The 17,042-nt window shown below is 41.9% G+C and carries 12 protein-coding genes; 1 reads left to right on the top strand and 11 read right to left on the bottom strand.

The genetic code is table 11. The features are described 5' to 3' along the window. Window positions 1-8: 8 nt before the first annotated feature. From PULV_RS21695 to PULV_RS21650, 10 genes are all read right to left on the bottom strand, one after another. The gene (locus tag PULV_RS21695) at window positions 9-479 is read right to left on the bottom strand and encodes a hypothetical protein (protein WP_086743389.1); all 471 of its coding nucleotides are present in this window, start codon (window positions 477-479) and stop codon (window positions 9-11) included. Window positions 480-606: 127 nt separating this feature from the next. Next, window positions 607-1,719 carry an aspartate-semialdehyde dehydrogenase gene (gene asd, locus PULV_RS21690; RefSeq protein WP_193332650.1) on the bottom strand — a complete coding sequence of 371 codons (1,113 nt, stop codon included), beginning with the start codon at window positions 1,717-1,719 and terminating at the stop codon, window positions 607-609. A gap of 260 nt (window positions 1,720-1,979) precedes the next feature. Continuing rightward, window positions 1,980-4,673, bottom strand: coding sequence for a TonB-dependent receptor domain-containing protein (locus tag PULV_RS21685; protein ID WP_086743391.1), 2,694 nt, complete (start codon window positions 4,671-4,673; stop codon window positions 1,980-1,982). Between the two features lie 68 nt (window positions 4,674-4,741). Continuing rightward, entirely contained in the window at window positions 4,742-8,836 is a 4,095-nt protein-coding gene (locus PULV_RS21680) for a hypothetical protein (protein ID WP_193332649.1), read from the bottom strand. 241 nt (window positions 8,837-9,077) lie between these two features. Then, the gene (locus tag PULV_RS21675; protein WP_086743393.1) at window positions 9,078-10,391 is read right to left on the bottom strand and encodes a tetratricopeptide repeat protein; all 1,314 of its coding nucleotides are present in this window, start codon (window positions 10,389-10,391) and stop codon (window positions 9,078-9,080) included. Window positions 10,392-10,453: 62 nt separating this feature from the next. After that, entirely contained in the window at window positions 10,454-11,059 is a 606-nt protein-coding gene (locus tag PULV_RS21670) for an energy transducer TonB (RefSeq protein ID WP_086743394.1), read from the bottom strand. A 21-nt stretch (window positions 11,060-11,080) separates the two neighbouring features. Beyond that, window positions 11,081-11,491: an ExbD/TolR family protein gene (locus PULV_RS21665; RefSeq protein WP_086743395.1), complete on the bottom strand. Its 411-nt coding sequence runs from the start codon at window positions 11,489-11,491 to the stop codon at window positions 11,081-11,083. Between the two features lie 60 nt (window positions 11,492-11,551). Continuing rightward, entirely contained in the window at window positions 11,552-12,079 is a 528-nt protein-coding gene (locus tag PULV_RS21660) for a MotA/TolQ/ExbB proton channel family protein (RefSeq protein WP_086743396.1), read from the bottom strand. 2 nt (window positions 12,080-12,081) lie between these two features. Next, window positions 12,082-13,380 (bottom strand): MotA/TolQ/ExbB proton channel family protein, encoded by a 1,299-nt coding sequence (locus PULV_RS21655; RefSeq protein ID WP_405127515.1) that lies wholly within the window; start codon window positions 13,378-13,380, stop codon window positions 12,082-12,084. Window positions 13,381-13,457: 77 nt separating this feature from the next. Beyond that, on the bottom strand, window positions 13,458-14,210 hold the full coding sequence (locus tag PULV_RS21650; protein ID WP_086743398.1) for a DUF3450 domain-containing protein: 753 nt from the start codon (window positions 14,208-14,210) through the stop codon (window positions 13,458-13,460). Between the two features lie 408 nt (window positions 14,211-14,618). On the opposite strand from PULV_RS21650, the gene PULV_RS21645 reads away from it, so the two are divergent. Beyond that, window positions 14,619-14,858, top strand: a complete 240-nt coding sequence (locus PULV_RS21645; protein ID WP_193332647.1) for a hypothetical protein — start codon at window positions 14,619-14,621, stop codon at window positions 14,856-14,858. Between the two features lie 67 nt (window positions 14,859-14,925). Here the strand turns inward: PULV_RS21645 and PULV_RS21640 are convergent, their stop codons facing one another. After that, window positions 14,926-16,815, bottom strand: a complete 1,890-nt coding sequence (locus tag PULV_RS21640; protein WP_193332646.1) for a methyl-accepting chemotaxis protein — start codon at window positions 16,813-16,815, stop codon at window positions 14,926-14,928. Window positions 16,816-17,042: the final 227 nt, after the last annotated feature.

The following is a 17,042-nucleotide window of genomic DNA, read 5'->3' as shown; positions in this document are numbered from 1 at the left end:
CTTCACAGTTAATGATCAGAGACTGGCTTAATTGGGATAGGTAAACCAAAAAAACCATTCACCTCAATTAATTTTGCTTCTTTATTCGCTTTACCAAAATCAGTTCCCTCTATTAAAGTTGTGCCATGACTACTAATACGCCAATTAAAGCGAAACACCGAACCGCGTTCGGTTGTGCGGCTATCTATTTGACTGATTAACTGAGCTGAAATAGGCCAGATATTTTCAAACCTCATCTGTGCATGAAAATCGTCAATCCATTGATTGAGCCTCTTCGCAGAATTAATTGTCACTTGCTGAGTGGTTGGATCATCGTAATAAAATGGGTCAGTAACAAGTGACTCTAGAATTATTAAGCGCTGCGCACTATCGATCATTTGCCACGATTCAACATAACGTTTTAGGTTGTCATTCAACTCTTTAGCCGCAGCTGTAGAAGAAACACACATTAAAAAAAATACACACAGAATCCGATACATAGTTATCCTAAATAAGCCACATTAGCCAGTGCAATTAAACCATTCCGATTCGGTGTTACTGTCCGTCTCGCACTAAAACGACAATAAAAAACCCAGCAAAGCTGGGTTGTTTCATAGCAAGAGTCAATTAGTGGCTTTCGATAATTCTAAGCATGCGACGAAGCGGCTCAGCTGCGCCCCACAATAACTGATCGCCAACAGTAAACGCACTGATATATTGTGGACCCATCGCTAGTTTACGAATTCGTCCAACCGGGATTGAAAGTGTCCCAGTGACGTTAACAGGCGATAAATCTTGCACGCTTTGCGCTCGGTCATTATGAATGACTTTCACCCATTCATTATGCTGCGCTAAGATTTGCTCAATTTTTTCGACCGAAATATCTTCACGTAATTTAATGGTCATCGCTTGCGAATGACAACGCATCGCACCAATTCGCACACATAAGCCATCAACAGGGATCGGCTGCTTTGAAGTACCTAATATTTTGTTCGCTTCAACTTGTGCTTTCCATTCTTCTTTTGATTGACCTGATGGCATCGGCACATCAATCCAAGGAATTAAGCTACCAGCCAAAGGCGCACCAAATTGTGACGTTGGTAAATCATCCCCAGCAATGGTTTCACTGACAATTTTATCAATTTCTAAAATGGCTGAATTGGGATCGTCCACCAGCTCAGCAACCGATTGATGAATAGCCCCCATTTGAGCGATCAACTCTTTCATATTACGCGCACCAGCACCAGAGGCTGCTTGGTACGTCATTGGGCTGACCCATTCAATTAAATCTTGCTCGAATAAACCACCAAGTGCCAATAACATCAGTGAAACAGTACAGTTACCGCCAACAAAGGTTTTCACCCCTTGTTCTAACCCTTGAGTGATCACATCTTTGTTCACTGGATCTAATACAATGATGCTGTCATCTTCCATTCGAAGCGCTGACGCAGCATCAATCCAAAAACCATTCCAGCCGCTGCCACGTAGATCTGGATAAACACTTTTAGTGTAATCACCGCCTTGGCAGGTAATAATAATATCCATTTGTGCTAAAGATGCGACGTCAGTCGCGCTGAGCAGTGGCTTAGCATCACCCGCAAGATCGGGACCGAGTTGACCCGCCTGCGAAGTGGTAAAAAATGTTACGTCAAATTGCGCAAAATCATTTTCTTGTTGCATGCGCTCCATCAATACCGAACCGACCATGCCGCGCCAACCGACTAATCCTAATTTTTTCATAATATGTCATACCCTAAAAACGAAATAATAAAACCAATTCCCGAATTGCGTGAGTTTTTAGGTAAATTGGTAAAACCAAGGTTAAGAATCTAGCATTGCACACATTATAAAACTAGGGCTTTTAAGTTAACTTTAAATTATTTCATAGAGAGTTTATTTATATCTAGCCATAGCTTTTTATATTAATGCACAAAAAAGCCCTACCGATTGGTAGGGCTAAGAAACTGCATTAGTTTTGAATGCTTCCTTGCTAAAACGAATTAGAATTCATAGCTATAGCTTAAGCTGAACTCTGTCCCTTCTTCTTTTTGCCAAAGGACTAAGCCTTCTTGTTCAATCTCTTTATCTTGGCCTAAGATATTCTTAATCTTGAATTTAACCGCTGAGTTAAAATCAGGAAAATACGAATACACTAAATCAAGTGAGTGAAACGGCTTTTCTTCCGCGTCTTCGTTACCACGTGTTCCTGGGACTATAATGCGAGGACCAGAGACGTTGTAAACTAACGACGTTGAGTGTAAGCCATTGGCTGAGTCATAACCCATCTGTAAGTTTGCCACCCACTCAGAGTGACCCACCAAACGGCGTTCGTTATTTGTAACAATGTTTGACACAGTGTCAGCTTCAAGTGCGGCTTTTAATTGCTGCTCAAAAAGTGAGTCTTGACCGTCCGTATCATCAATCCCTAAATTCACCGATGAATCAGATAACGTTAAGTTACCCGATAAAAATACCGCGGCTAGTTCATCATTGATAAAACTAAAATCGGTGAGGAAATCAAACTCGATACCAGTTAATTCACCTGATTGTGCATTGGCCGTTAACAACTGTGGTGCTGCGCCACCAACACCCGCCAATTCAACCATTTCGATGGGATTGGTAATGTCTTTATAGAATAACGCCACAGACACGTTATTACCTGTTGGCATGTACCATTCAAATCTGAAATCAACATTTTTAAGCTTAGAGCTTTCAAGAGTTGGCGAACCACGTACTAAAAACTCTGTTAATGGATCGATAAAGAAAGTCGAGCTAACATCACGCATATCCGGACGAATTGTGGTTTCGCTTAGGTTTAAACGAAATTGCATTTCTTCATCCATGATGTAGGTCACAGCTAAAGAAGGATAAAAATCATCTTCTTTAATGGCAACTTCTTGAATTTCTTCACTTGTCGCATCGAACAAATTGCTGTGCGCTTTAAACGGAACCGATACTTGAGCAAAATCTTCGTAGCGAACACCACCGGTAAAACGCCAAGTGTTATCTAAAAAGTAATCAGCCATCATGTAATACGCGTTCAACTTATGTGCGGCTGAGTATTTATCACCATCCGTTGTGCGGTCGTCGAAGATACCCGCACCTGTAGCACTGGTATAAAACCCAGCATTATCGATGTTCTGCTGTGCAAAAATGCTGTCTATACGTGAACCATAACTAAATTCATCGCTGATAGCACGGTGAGCAATACCAAATTTGGTGTTACTGGCATCACGTGTTTTCTCAGAAAAATCACCGCCCACTTTAAGTTCTAGCTCGTAGCCTTCACCATAAATCGGCAGGCCCGCATTCCAACCCCAAGTATCGACATCATCGTGAAGTTCTTGAAATTCACGGGTCACATTCGTTGCTGAGACATCTTGTAATTGCTCTGAGACAAAGACACCATCTTCATAATTACGTTGGAAGATGACATCCATTGCACCTGGAGCATTTCGGTTTGCGCGGCTTGTGCCTGCATACCAATCAACGAACAAACTGTTGAAATCAACAAAGTTATGCGTGCCTTTTATTTGGCTTGAGAACATTTCACGCTCTTCATAAGACACATCCACACGACGAAGATCACGTACACCTTCTTCAGTTTCATTGGCATCATAAAAGTCACGATTACGAACGCGGTCACGCATATCATGTAATGCGATATTTTTAAGCTCAACTTTATGGTTTGAATTGAATTCATACCCTAAATTAAGTGAGCCACTCCAACGTACATTTTGTTCCGTTGACACGCCATCGTAATACTGGGCAAAACATTTGTCTTCGCAGCCTAAACTACCTAAGTTAGTCCCACTTTTTTCTTTGTTGACTTCCCATTCGTTCTCATACGAAACAGCCGCTAACACACCAAATGTGCCAATTTCGCTTTCAAACCTATCACCCAATGAGATTGCAAAATCAAAACCAGGATCAACGTCTTTTTCATCTGGCCCCACTTGCCAATCAAGCGCACCCATCAGTGCTTGGCGTTCAGCTAACGTGGTATTGCTATCACCTTCAATGCCGCCATTCGCAAAGGCATTAATGAATGCTTGCGGTAAAGCGCGGGTGCCATCATCACGACCCATCCAATCATCATCGCCACCGTCATAAAAGTAACCCGTTGTTGAATTACTAGTGTTGTATTTAGCACCAACAGAGACTTTAAATAACGAATCACTTGGGATTGATTTGGTGCGAATATTCACATTACCGCCACCAAAGTGAGCTGGCATGTCTGGTGAAAATGACTTTTGCACACTCAAACTTTCAATGATATCTGATGGAAATAAATCTAGTGGTACCACTGAGCGAGTAGGATCCGGGCTTGGTACATACATGCCGTTAAGCTGTGTACTTGAATAACGCTCACCTAAGCCACGAACATAGATAAACTTACCGTCGACCAAGGTTAAACCTGTGATACGACGAAGAGCAGAAGCGGCATCACCATCACCAGTGCGCGAGATTTGATCCGCACCCATAATATCGGCTACGAAAGCTTGGTTCTGACGCTCTTGAAGAACGGCCCCTGCACTGCCTTTTAAACGCTGACCGACAGCAACCACTTCTTCTATTTCTTGCTCTGTCGCTTCTTCGGCGATAACGGCGCTTGTTGATAAACCCAGTAATGCATACGCAATAGCATGATTTAATTTAGTGCGAACAAGGCGTGGGGTTTTAAAAGAATTCATTAATTTACTCCGAAACATGAACTGAGAATAAAGGCCAAGGAGAACCCTTGGCCTCATCTAACGTTGGGTTACTTAAGACCTACTTTTACCCAACCTGCAGTCCAATCCGTGTTTGAATCCATCGCACCGATGTAATCAACTTTATCAAAGAATGTATTCAACGTTGATGCATCAAAACCTGTACCTAACAAGGCTGAATCCGATGCTGGCATATAGCCGTTTGACGATAAACCAAGCTCAGATGCCATTTTCACGCTATTGCCTTGCTGACCTTCAAACCAAGATTGTACATTCCCTGCGCCAATTGCTTGGCTACCAAAGTTGTTAGCCGTTTCACACGCAACCACTGAATGGCTAATCGTTAAGCTACCATCTTCAGCGCGAGGTGCCGAATCAGAACCAACACGTAGACAGTTTTTGTAGCCTTCGCCACCAGTTACTAACACGTTTTTAAGCATACCGGCAGTACCTGCACGTAAGCGGATACCGTTTGTGCCTGACGCGCCAAGAATGGTTACGTTCGCAATAGTTGGTGTGGTAAGTGGCGATGCGTTTGAGTCAAACTCAGAGTTATCCGCTTCGATACCGTTATCACCTTCAGATGAATCTTGTTTGATTAACACGTATTGAGCGTTACCTGTCCAACCGAAAGACCAATCCAAAGAGTCATCACCGATGCTTGTAAGCACTAAGTGACTGATACTTGCTGTACCACCGAAGAACTCCACACCATCGTCCAGGTTTTCATGGACGTGAATATAATCAAGCTCTGTTTTGCTACCCACACCCGCCAGTGAAATACCGTTTAGCTCATCGCCATTACCCAGTGCTTTACCCGCTTGTTTAACAACAACGTACTTCAATGTTCCTGAGTTATCTTCAGGTTGGTTACCACCAAATTGGCCTGCATCACCTTCTGCAGCCACGCCACAGTTAGCCAGTTCATCAGCAGTTGCTTCACCTGTTTGGTCGCCACATGAGTTAGCAGGAGCATTACCTAAAATAACCACACCACCCCATTGACCGATTGTTGTTTCGCCACCAATCACGTCTTGAATTGAAGTCATTACGATAGGCTGTGTTGCTGTACCGACTGCTTCGATTTTTGAACCACGACGAACCACTAAGAAGTCATCACCGTTTTCACCAATTAAGGTAGTACCAAATTGAACATGCAGTGTGGCACTATCTGTGCGGTCACCACCGACTGCTGTACGACCTTTTAAAATCCAGTGAGCGTCATTTGTTAGCGTGACATCTTGCTTAAACACCGTATCAGCAGCTAATTGATACACTGGCTTATCAGTGATCATCGGGAAGCTTGATGATACATCTGTTGCCAAACCTTGCTCTTTAGCATTGGTGATATTGGTTGGGAAATTAGGCTTGATTGCCACAGTCCAACCTTGCATCCAGTTGTTATCGCCATCAAACGCACCGATATAGTTAGTTTTAGCGAAGAATGGGTCTAAGTCAGATGCATCAACACCATTCCCTAATAAAGGAGAGCTTGATTTTGGGGTAAATCCATCCGTGCCAAGATTTAGTGCTAATGCAGACAGTGTTTGGTTGCCTGTTTGGCCTTCAAACCAAGTTTGTACATTGCCACCAGCAATCGCTTCAGAACCAAAGTTGTTATCTGTGTTACACGCAACAACTGAGTGTTCTATCGACAACTCACCCGATTCAGCATTGGCAACAGAATCAGAACCCACACGTAGACAGTTTTTGTAGCTATCAGGACCGGTTACAACAACATTGCGAAGGATACCAGCTGTACCTGCACGTAGACGAATACCGTTTGCACCATCTGCGCCGACAATCGTCACATTCGAGATAAGTGGTTTAGTCAGCGGCGTTGCATTTGAGTCAAACTCAGAGTTATCGGCTTCAATACCGTTATCGCCTTCAACAGAGCTTTGTTGGATATAGATATTTTGTGCACGTCCTGTCCAACCAAATGACCAATCCAGTGAGTCATCACCAATGTCAGTCAGTACAATATTACGCACATTAACGGTACCACCGAAGAACTCCACACCATCATCTAGATTTTGATGCACTTGGATGTATTCAACTTTAGTTTTTGAACCCACACCAGCAAATGAAATACCGTTTAATTCATCACCATTACCCAGTGCTTTACCAGCATGTTTTACAAGTACATAACGTAGCACACCTGAGTTATCTTCTGGTTGGTCGCCACCAAACTGACCTGCATCACCTTCAGCAGAGACACCACAGTTTGCCAGTTCATCCGCCGTCGCTTCACCCGTTTGGTCACCACATGAGTTAGCCGGTGCATTACCCAGTAATACTACGCCGCCCCACTGACCAATTGTTGTTTCTGAACCTAACACATCTTGAATAGATGTCATGGTGATTGGCGCGTTGGCATTACCATTGGCAATAATTTGAGAACCACGACGAACCACTAAGAAGTCATCACCGGTTTCACCAATTAATGTAGTACCCGCTTGAACATAAAGCTTAGTATTGTTTTGACGATCTCCACCTACAGCTGTGCGACCATTTAAAATCCAATGTGCATCATTAGTAAGTGTCACATCAGTCACAAACGTGGTGTTTTCAAGCAATCTATACACAGGTTTATCTGTAATAGTCGGGAATTCATTTGAAACATCGACCGCTAAACCTTGTGCTGATGCATTGGCGATATCAGTAGGGAAGCCACCATTAATAGCAACAGTCCAACCTTCCATCCAGTTATTCGTTTCACTAAATGCACCGATTTGTTTGCCATCAGCGACTAACGGAGAACCCGCTAATGGTAAATAACCATTGTCATCAAGCATTAAATCACCTGGTGACAGCGTGCTATTGCCTGCTTGGCCTTCAAACCAAGATTGTACATTGCCACCATTGATTGCTTCAGAGCCAAAGTTGTTACTTGGCGTTTCACATGCAACGACAGAATTAGTGATGCTTAATAAGCCTGATTCTGCGTTTGCAACCGAGTCAGAGCCTACACGTAAACAATTTTTATATGTTGCAGGGCCTGTTACCAATACATTTTTTAACATACCCGCAGTACCCGCACGAAGACGAATACCGTTTGTGCCATTTGCACCAACAATCGTGACATTTTCAATCGTTGGGTTAGTGAGCGGTGTTGCATTAGAATCAAATTCTGAGTTATCCGCTTCAATTGCGTTGTCACCTTCGCCTTCAGCTTGTTGGATATAGACATTTTTTGCTGAACCTGTCCAACCAAATGACCAATCAAGTGAATCATCACCAATGCTTGTCAGTACTAAGTTAGAGATACTTGCTGTACCACCGAAGAACTCCACACCATCGTCAAGATTTTCGTGAATTTGAATATAATCTAATGTGGTATTAGAACCCACACCTGCAAATGAAATACCGTTTAGCTCATCGCCATTACCCAGTGCTTTACCTGCATGTTTAACCACTAAATACTTAAGTGTACCTGAGTTATCTTCTGGTTGGTCGCCACCAAATTGACCTGCATCACCTTCTGCAGCTACACCACAGTTTGCAAGCTCATCCGCTGTCGCTTCACCTGTTTGGTCGCCACAAGAGTTGGCTGGTGCGTTACCTAGTAACACCACGCCGCCCCATTGGCCAACACTGGTTTCTTGTGCTGTTACATCTTGAATCGAGGTCATAGTAATAGGTTGAGAAGCAGTCCCCACTGACTCTACGCGTGAACCACGACGAACCACTAAAAAGTCATCGCCCGTCTCACCAATAATGGTGGTGCCTTGCTGAATATATAAGACAGCGTTATCAGCGCGGTCATTACCAACCGCTGTGCGGCCATTTAAAATCCAGTGTGCATCGTTGGTTAATGATGTATTCACCGTAAAAGTAGTGTTTTCTTTTAGACGATAAACAGGCTTATCTTTAATTGAGGGAAATTCGCTAGACACATCATCTGCTAGCTCTTTAACAAATGCGTTATCAACATCAACAGGGAAGCCAGTGGTCGCATTTTGAGAATCATCACGATCGGAAGTCTCACCCGTGCCTGTACCTGGGTTGGTAATGACATTGGTGATTGTATCGCCTTCGTTAATGGTTGTTTCACCTTCTTTAACGACTAAATCACCACCACAACCCGCTAAAGAAACGGCTGTAGCAACAAGGCTTACTCTGAATAAGTCAGATAATCTCATTTTTAACTCCATAATATAATTTTAATTTGTTAGCGCAATTTAACTGAGATACAAGGTAAGGGTTTAATGTGACGTTTGGGTTACATTTAATTAAAAGTAAGATGACAATTTTAAGTCTTTATAATTAAACTAGGGCAATAAAAAACCACCCGAAGGTGGTTTTTGGTTACGATTGTTGTTAGAACTATTATAATGCTGTTATGGTTATACTAGCTACAAACAATGACAGTATTAAGACAAACTATAAATAAGCTGTTTTTAATAATTCAGCGTTTGTTTTTTCACGTTTGACGTATTTAATCCATTGTTTGGCCAGGTTTTCAGATTTTTTGTATTTTTCCGCACGTTCGAACGCTAAAATAGATGCGTCGTAATTGGTGAGATTATATTGCGCCATCCCAAGAGCAATATACGCATTGGATTCAAGATCTAATCCACCTTTATCTAAAGCCGCACGTGCTGCATCAGCGGCTTCATCAAATAATTCTAAATTGAGATACACTTCAGCTAAACGTTGATCAAATTTACCATGGCGCTCTACCTCAGCTGCGGCAATAAAGTGGCTAATAGCGGCGCGCTCTTCTTTTGCTTGCACAAGAGCTTCTGCGATAAATGCATTGTTTTTACTATCATTTTCAATAGTGCCTGTTTTCATTCCTTGTTTCATCAACTGTGCAGACTTGTAAGCTAAGCCATTGAGCAAATACACTTGAGATAAACTACGAACGTCACTTTTTGATGTAATAAAACCACGCTGATAGGCTGTTTCTAAAGTTGAAAGTTGTTTTTTATCTTCTCCAACTTCGCCATACATTCCGCCTAATTGGACCCAATAAGCTGGTTTGTCATACAGTGCAATCATTTTCTCTAATACAGTGACAACTTGCTTAGGTTGATTCATTGAATAATAAAGGGCACGCTGTAAAACCAACCAGTTTTCTTTAGGCACTAAATTATCATTTTCAGCCAAAGCAATCGCCATGTTAATATTTTCAAGCGCTGACTTATACTCTTTTGATTGATAAAGCGCTTGCGCTTTTAGTACATAATAACTGTCTTTTTTAGGTGCGGTATTCACATCATCCCATTGATTTAAATACGCGACAACTTTGTCATATTGGCCATTCGCTAATGCAAGCTGTGCTAAACTGAACAAAGTATTTAATTTTAATGACTCTGGGATGGCATTTTGATTAACAACCGCTTCAAAAGAAGTAATCGCTTTATCTAAGTCATTTTGATTGTAATAGATGAAGCCATAAAAATTATGCATCATCGCCACTTCATACTCATTCATACTACTGGCGCGTTCTTTAATTGAATCTAAAGCAGCTAAACCAGCTGCAACATCGCCATCGTCCGCTAATTTCTGTGCGCGTGCCAATTGGCTATACACTTTTTCACGTAAGGCAGGAACGCGTACTGTCTTTCTTTCTGCCTCAGCGGCGTGTACGTGGTTGATACTGATCCCAGGCACAACCGAGACTATTGAAGGTAACCCAACACCCGCTAAAACCATTGAACAATAAAAGGCACTTAGTTTTAATGCTTTCATCTTAAAATCCTCTAACAATCGTATTTTGTTGATTAATTTAACCTATTGATAACAGCGACTGATCAGCCGCTGATTTCAAAAGTAATTCTGTTTTGTACACCGGCCACTTCAACGGCTTCACCATTGACAACCCGAGGTTTGTATTTGAACTTCATCACCGCATCTTTTGCAGCTTGATTAAAAATACTTTCTGGCTCAGCTTTCACTACTTGTGGCTCACGCACCGTGCCACTTTTTGTTACAACAAATTCAACAATCACGTATCCCTCGATGCCACGAGATAACGCACGGCGTGGGTAAACAGGTTGAACTTTTACAATCGGTAAATATTCACCATCACCAGAATCAAGGGCTAAACCACTGCCTAAATTGACATCAGCGTCCACATTAGCGGAAAAGTCGAACCCAGCAGAATCACTCGCAGCTTGGCTGTTATCCATTTGCGGTGATTCCATTGGAGGTGGCGGCTCTTTAGGCGCAGGTGGTTTTTGCGGCTTACGTTCTTTTTTCTGTACTGTTTCTTCTTTTTTCAGGCGGACAAAATCCAACACATTGCCTTTGGCTGGTTCTGTCATCGCACCTTCACCGGTTTGAATAAGGGCCTGCATACCAAAAAACAGTGCAAACGTAATGGCTGCTGCTATGACTAACGCGAGTAAATAACGCATCGGTTTCTCCACTAGTTATGACTAAGCTTCTTGAGCTGCAATCGATACATCAAACACACCCGCAGCACGTGATGCATCCATCACTTTAATTAACGTATCTGTGGTGGCTTTTTTGTCAGCTTGGATCACCACACTGCCTTGTGGGTTTTCAGCTTTTAAGCGTTCAATATTGGCTTGTACAGCGCGAATATCGATTTGACGTTTGTTGATCCAAATTTCGCCTTTATCAGAAATCGCCACTAAAATGTTGGCGCGTTCTTTTTTAACTGCTGTGGCCGCCTCTGGGCGATTCACGTCAATGCCCGCTTCTTTTACAAATGATGCGGTTACAATGAAGAAAATAAGCATGATAAAGACCACGTCTAACATCGGGGTCATGTTGATTTCTTCTGCTTCTTCTTCTTGAAAAATTTGTGCAAGTGGTGCTCTCATTGTTTTTTCCTTGATTGGCCAGTAGTAAAACTGGCCTAAAAATTCTGTAAATTTAAAGTCTTAGTGGTCAAGGACCATGCTATCTTCGAGTAATTCAGCTTCACGTTTTGTTTTACGCTGCAAGTATGTAGAAGCAAACACTCCAGATAACGCACCGACCATGCCAGCCATCGTTGGGATTGTTGCTTTACTCACACCTGATGCCATCGAACGCGCACTGCCAGTCCCGGTAATGGCCATCACATCAAATACTTCTATCATGCCGGTTACGGTACCGAGTAAGCCAAGAAGTGGACATACCGCGACCATCACATTGATAAAAGCCAAATTGTGATTAAGCTTTTGCTTAGTGCGTGATATCAATGCTTGGCGTATTTGCTCTGCATTCCAGCTATTACGCTCAGTACGATTAAACCAAGTAGCTTTGATGTGCTTTTTGTATTGACGATACCCACCAAACACAAACAGCAAACGTTCAAGAATCAATAACCACATCGCGAAGATTAAGACACCGATGACCAACAACACTTGGCCACCTGTGTCGAGGAACTCACGGATCGCATTGATTGCATCAATCAATATGACCATGATTACGCTCCTTTTTCGCTTCGCTCAGCGATGATCCCTGCGCTTTGCTCTTGCAAAATCAACAGTAAGTTTTTCGAACGTGTATTTAAAATGGTGTATAAGAATACCGTTGGGATAGCGACCACTAAGCCTAATACTGTGGTAACAAGTGCTTGCGAAATACCACCCGCCATCAGCTTAGGATCACCGGTACCAAACAAAGTAATCGCTTGGAAGGTGTTGATCATGCCTGTTACTGTCCCAAGTAGACCCAATAATGGTGCGACTACTGAGATAATCTTAATAAAGGTTAAGTTACGGGTAATTTTTGGCATTTCACGTAAAATTGCTTCAGACAATTTCAATTCAAGTGTGTCGTACGCCACATGTGGGAATTGCTCTTTGACTTTCATCACACGGCCAAGAGGATTGTCTTCGCGGATAACATCTGATTTAAGCTGGCGACGCATTTTGCCACCAATAATAAACAAGGCGATAAAACGCTCGATAGAAATTAATAAACCAATTAGTCCGACAGCTAAAATCACATACCCGACCGTACCACCTTGGTGTACTTGCTCGCTGGTATCAGGCGCTTGCACTAATAAACCTAAAATCGAACCACCTGTAGGGTCAAGGGCAAAGTCTACAAAGCCTGAATCTGCGTTTTGTAGGTTAGCCGCACTTGTTAAGTAACGGGCGACCGGCTGACGTGAGAGCTCAGAAAGTGTATCTGTAAATGCATTGTACTCAAGGTATTTACCGTTTGAGATAAGGTTAAATGCCCCAACGCGAACCACGTCTTGCTTAACTTTATCACCACCACTGACAATGACATCGGTCGTGAAATGTTTCACTTTGCCTTGTTCAGTCATTTCACGTTGTAGTTCGTACCACACAGTTTCAATGTCTTCGATAGAAGCAAGTTTTGAGCTTGAACCCATTTTTTGTGCTAATTGATCCATAAACTCACCACGGCCCGGGAGTTCTGCAGAAACAATTGAGGTTGCGAATTTATTTTTTGTATCCCCTGAAACTTGTTGTAACACACCAAACAGTTCTTTCAGTGAACCCATTCGCTTTGACAATAATTCAGTTGCATTCGCTAATTCGATTTCATTTTGTTCAAATTGGCCTTCTAAACGCTGTGAATTGCTGATCATCTCATCACGACGGGCGCGGGTTTGGCTAAGAAGTGCAGCTTGCTCAGATTGACGTGCAATGAAATCAGCTTCACGTTGTTGATTTTGAGCTGATTGCTTTGCTTGGCCTGCTTCGAGGGTTTTTAATAAGCTATCAAGATCAAGCGTAGTGTCGGCCATAACCAATGAGGAGGCGCTTAAGGTAATTGTAGCCAATGTGGTTGTCAGAATTTTTTTAATAAACATGATTTATTTCCTTACTCTGCAGCTTGAACTGGCAGGGTTAACATATCTGGGGCAAGTTGCTTACGTGCAATGCGTAATGCTTTATTGATTTGGCTAATATTTGAATCAGGTAAATCTTGGAACTGCTTGGTTTCTTTGTTCCAAATACCGGCTTGTTTGCCATCACGTGTTAAATAAATCAGGTCAAGGCGTCCAACACGCAAGAAGTCGACTTCACGCTCTTTGCCAGCGACTTCTAATAAGCTAGTGTAAGCTTCGATTGTGCGCCCGTAGTCAACTTCGACTTGGTAAGCTTCTAAAACGCGGCGAAACTTTTCGCTCGAGGCAATATCAGCACGATCCATCATGCTTTTAAGTGTCGCGACGCGTTGGCTGCGTTCATCAGCGAGGAAAGGAACATCCAATGCAACAAATTGCTCAAGACCTGCAATCATACGTAACATCAAAGGGGTGATTTGACGTTCAATAATCGCAACATCGTCCATTGATTTCGCTAGGTTATCGAGTTCGGTTAATTGATTGTTTACTTGTTTTGAAAGCTGATTATTATAAATTGCTAAACCATCAATTTCTTTATTTAGGGTTTTGTACTGCTGTAAACGAGTCTGCATGGTATCGGCAATGCCATCGATTTTTTGTTGCGATGCCGAAGCTGATTGGTTGATTTTGTCACTAGAGAGTAACACTTTATTTAATTCATCAGCCTGCACAAACATGCTCGAAGCAATGGCGCTGGCTAAAAGGAGTGGCTTTACGCACTTCATAATATCTACCCTATAAATTTGCAAAAACGTTTGCGAATGTAATTTCTGATGCGGATATTAAAGGTGTTTAATTACACTGATGTTGCGTAAAAGCTACAGTTTGATTACAGATGTCATGGAACAGACATATATTTCACGTTATTTTGCACATTGAGACAAGCAAATTTGCTCATTAGGAAGTAAGCGGTTGTAATTTTTACACTTATTTTGTGTCTCTTTTGCCACTAAAAATTATAAAACATTCATGGTTTGGACATACTTTTGCCATTTTAAATCGTTAACACACCTCATATTGGCTGTTTGTCATAAAAATTTATTACGCTAAGAGTTTCTGCGCTGTTGTTTACCCACCTGTTCAAATATTGGCTACACTTGATGACAATATTGAAAAAAAGAGAAAGCAACACTATGAAAATACGCCTGTTTACCTTGGTTTTATCGAGTCTAATTTTAGCCGCTTGCTCCAAAGCTCCACCAGTACCTAGTAGCGAGTGTGATAAAGTAGTTGCTCATGCTAAAAAGGTACTCGGAGCACAAGCTCCCAGTAACAGTGAAATGACCCAGCAATGTAAAGCGGCGACAGATGAAGCCCGTGGTTGCGTTATGCAAGCTGACAAACCAATGAAAATATTAAAATGTGACTTGTAATTATCTTCATGCTTCACATGCAACAAAGCCCGCATTTGCGGGCTTTGTTTATTATAAAATCAATCTATTAGACTTTAAATTTCAGTACCATTGCTTCAAGTTGGTCAAACTGATGCTTCAATTGAGTACATTCTGACAACGTATTATTCAGGTTGCCCTGACCTTGCGAGTTTAGTTCACTAATATAGTGAATATCTTTATCTAAGGATTGAATGGTTTGGTTTTGTTCAATCGTTGCATTGGCCACAGTATGGTTAGCTTGATCAATTTGCTTAATTGATTGTCCGACCGCCTCCACTTGTACACCCGCTTGTTGCGCAGAGATAACACTGCTTTGTGAATCTTTTTGGCTTTGCGTCATAATGGCGACGGCTTCTTGTGAACCTTGTTGCAACTGGACAATTGTATTTTCAATCTCTTGTGCTGATTGCTGAGTACGCTGCGCCAATTGGCGCACTTCATCTGCGACGACCGCAAAACCTCGGCCTGCATCTCCAGCTCGTGCAGCTTCGATTGCAGCATTTAAAGCAAGTAGATTCGTTTGCTCACTGACGCCTTTGATCACTTCAAGAATTTGGCCAATATTAACTGTGTGTTTGTTAAGCGCATCAATCGATTGCTGTGCATTTTGCATTTTGCTCGATAAATCTTCGATGGCCGCGATATTTTCACCTAAGGTTTCATGACTTTGGCTCGCTTGCTGATTTGCATCTGATGCCAGTTTAGATGCATTTTCCGCACTGCCTGCAATCTCGACCGCACTGGAAGATAATTGGTTAATCGCCGTTGCGACATTATCAGTTGATTTAGTTTGCTCACTGTACATATTAAGGGTCGATTCTGTGGATTGGATCAGTGTCTCTACGGAATGCTCTAATGAAATCGTGGTATCACGCACTTGGGTAATTGAACCATGGATTTTATCTATAAACGCATTAAAGTAGCGCGATAGCTCGCCAAATTCATCATTGTTTTCAACGGTAATGCGCTGAGTTAAATCGCCTTCGCCTTCTGCTATGTCTTTAATTGCTGCGGTCACATTGGCCATAGGACGCATCAAGTAACGCAATACAAACTGCATCATTAAAACTATCGCTACAATACCCATGACCATATACAACGTGGCCATCAACCGAAATGAGTCAACCGATGAATAAGCAATGTCTTTATCAATCACTACACCTAAGTACCAATTGACATTATTGATGCCTTTTATTTTGACAAAAGAGATCAGTTTGTCGGTTCCTTCCACTGAATGTTCGACAAACTTTGTTTGCAGTGGGATGCTCTGCCCCACTAAGTCACTGAGTGACTTGTCATTAAAACGTGTTTGAGGGTGAATAAGAATTTTATTCTCATCATTGACTAAAAATGCGTAACCATATCCCAAAAAGTCGACACTATTGACGATTTCAGTGATTTTATCTAATTGAATATCCCCTCCGGCCACACCCGAAAAGCGACTTGATTTATACACAGGCACCACTGCGGAGATTATCAAAGCATTCGTCGTTGCATCAATATAGGGCGCAGTGAACGCTGTATTGCTTTGATTAGCGACTAACTGATACCAAGGGCGTTGGCGGGGATCAAAATCAGCAGGTAATTGTAGCGTTGGATCATCTAAAATAAATTGCCCTTGAGTGGTACCAACATAACTATTTTTGAATCCACCGGCACGATTAGCCTGCACCAATTGTTTAATCGTATCGTCAGTTTCTGAGCCAGGTTGGTAGGCTAAGGCGATGGATTCAACAATCTCTAATTTTGAATTCAGCCAATTGGCAATATTATTGGACACTGATTGCGAAATTTCTTGCAGTACTTTTTCGAGTTGCACCTCTGTTTGCGAGCGCATGGATAGAAAGTTGTTAATGGTAAAAAGCCCTAGCACCAGCACTAACACCAAAGAAGCGGCGAGTGTGACCTTGGTAGTAAATTTAAATTGTTGAAACATAAGCACCCTGATTTAAAACATTATTATTATGATTGAACCGATTTAATCCTATCTAAGTATTGAGGAAGGTCAATCTATATGGGAAATAAGCATTGATAAATCGTTTTCTCTATCATAATTGTCGGTAGATGTATAAAAATCTTTAGTTTTTTAATCATTTATACACCATAACAGCAATCAGTATTTGCACTGACTCACAAATCAATACTATTATCTTATCGATAAAA

The organism is Pseudoalteromonas ulvae UL12, assembly GCF_014925405.1.
GTDB lineage: Bacteria > Pseudomonadota > Gammaproteobacteria > Enterobacterales > Alteromonadaceae > Pseudoalteromonas > Pseudoalteromonas ulvae.
The sequence above is the reverse complement of the archived record's forward strand: the minus strand, read 5'-3'. Positions and strand labels throughout refer to the sequence as shown.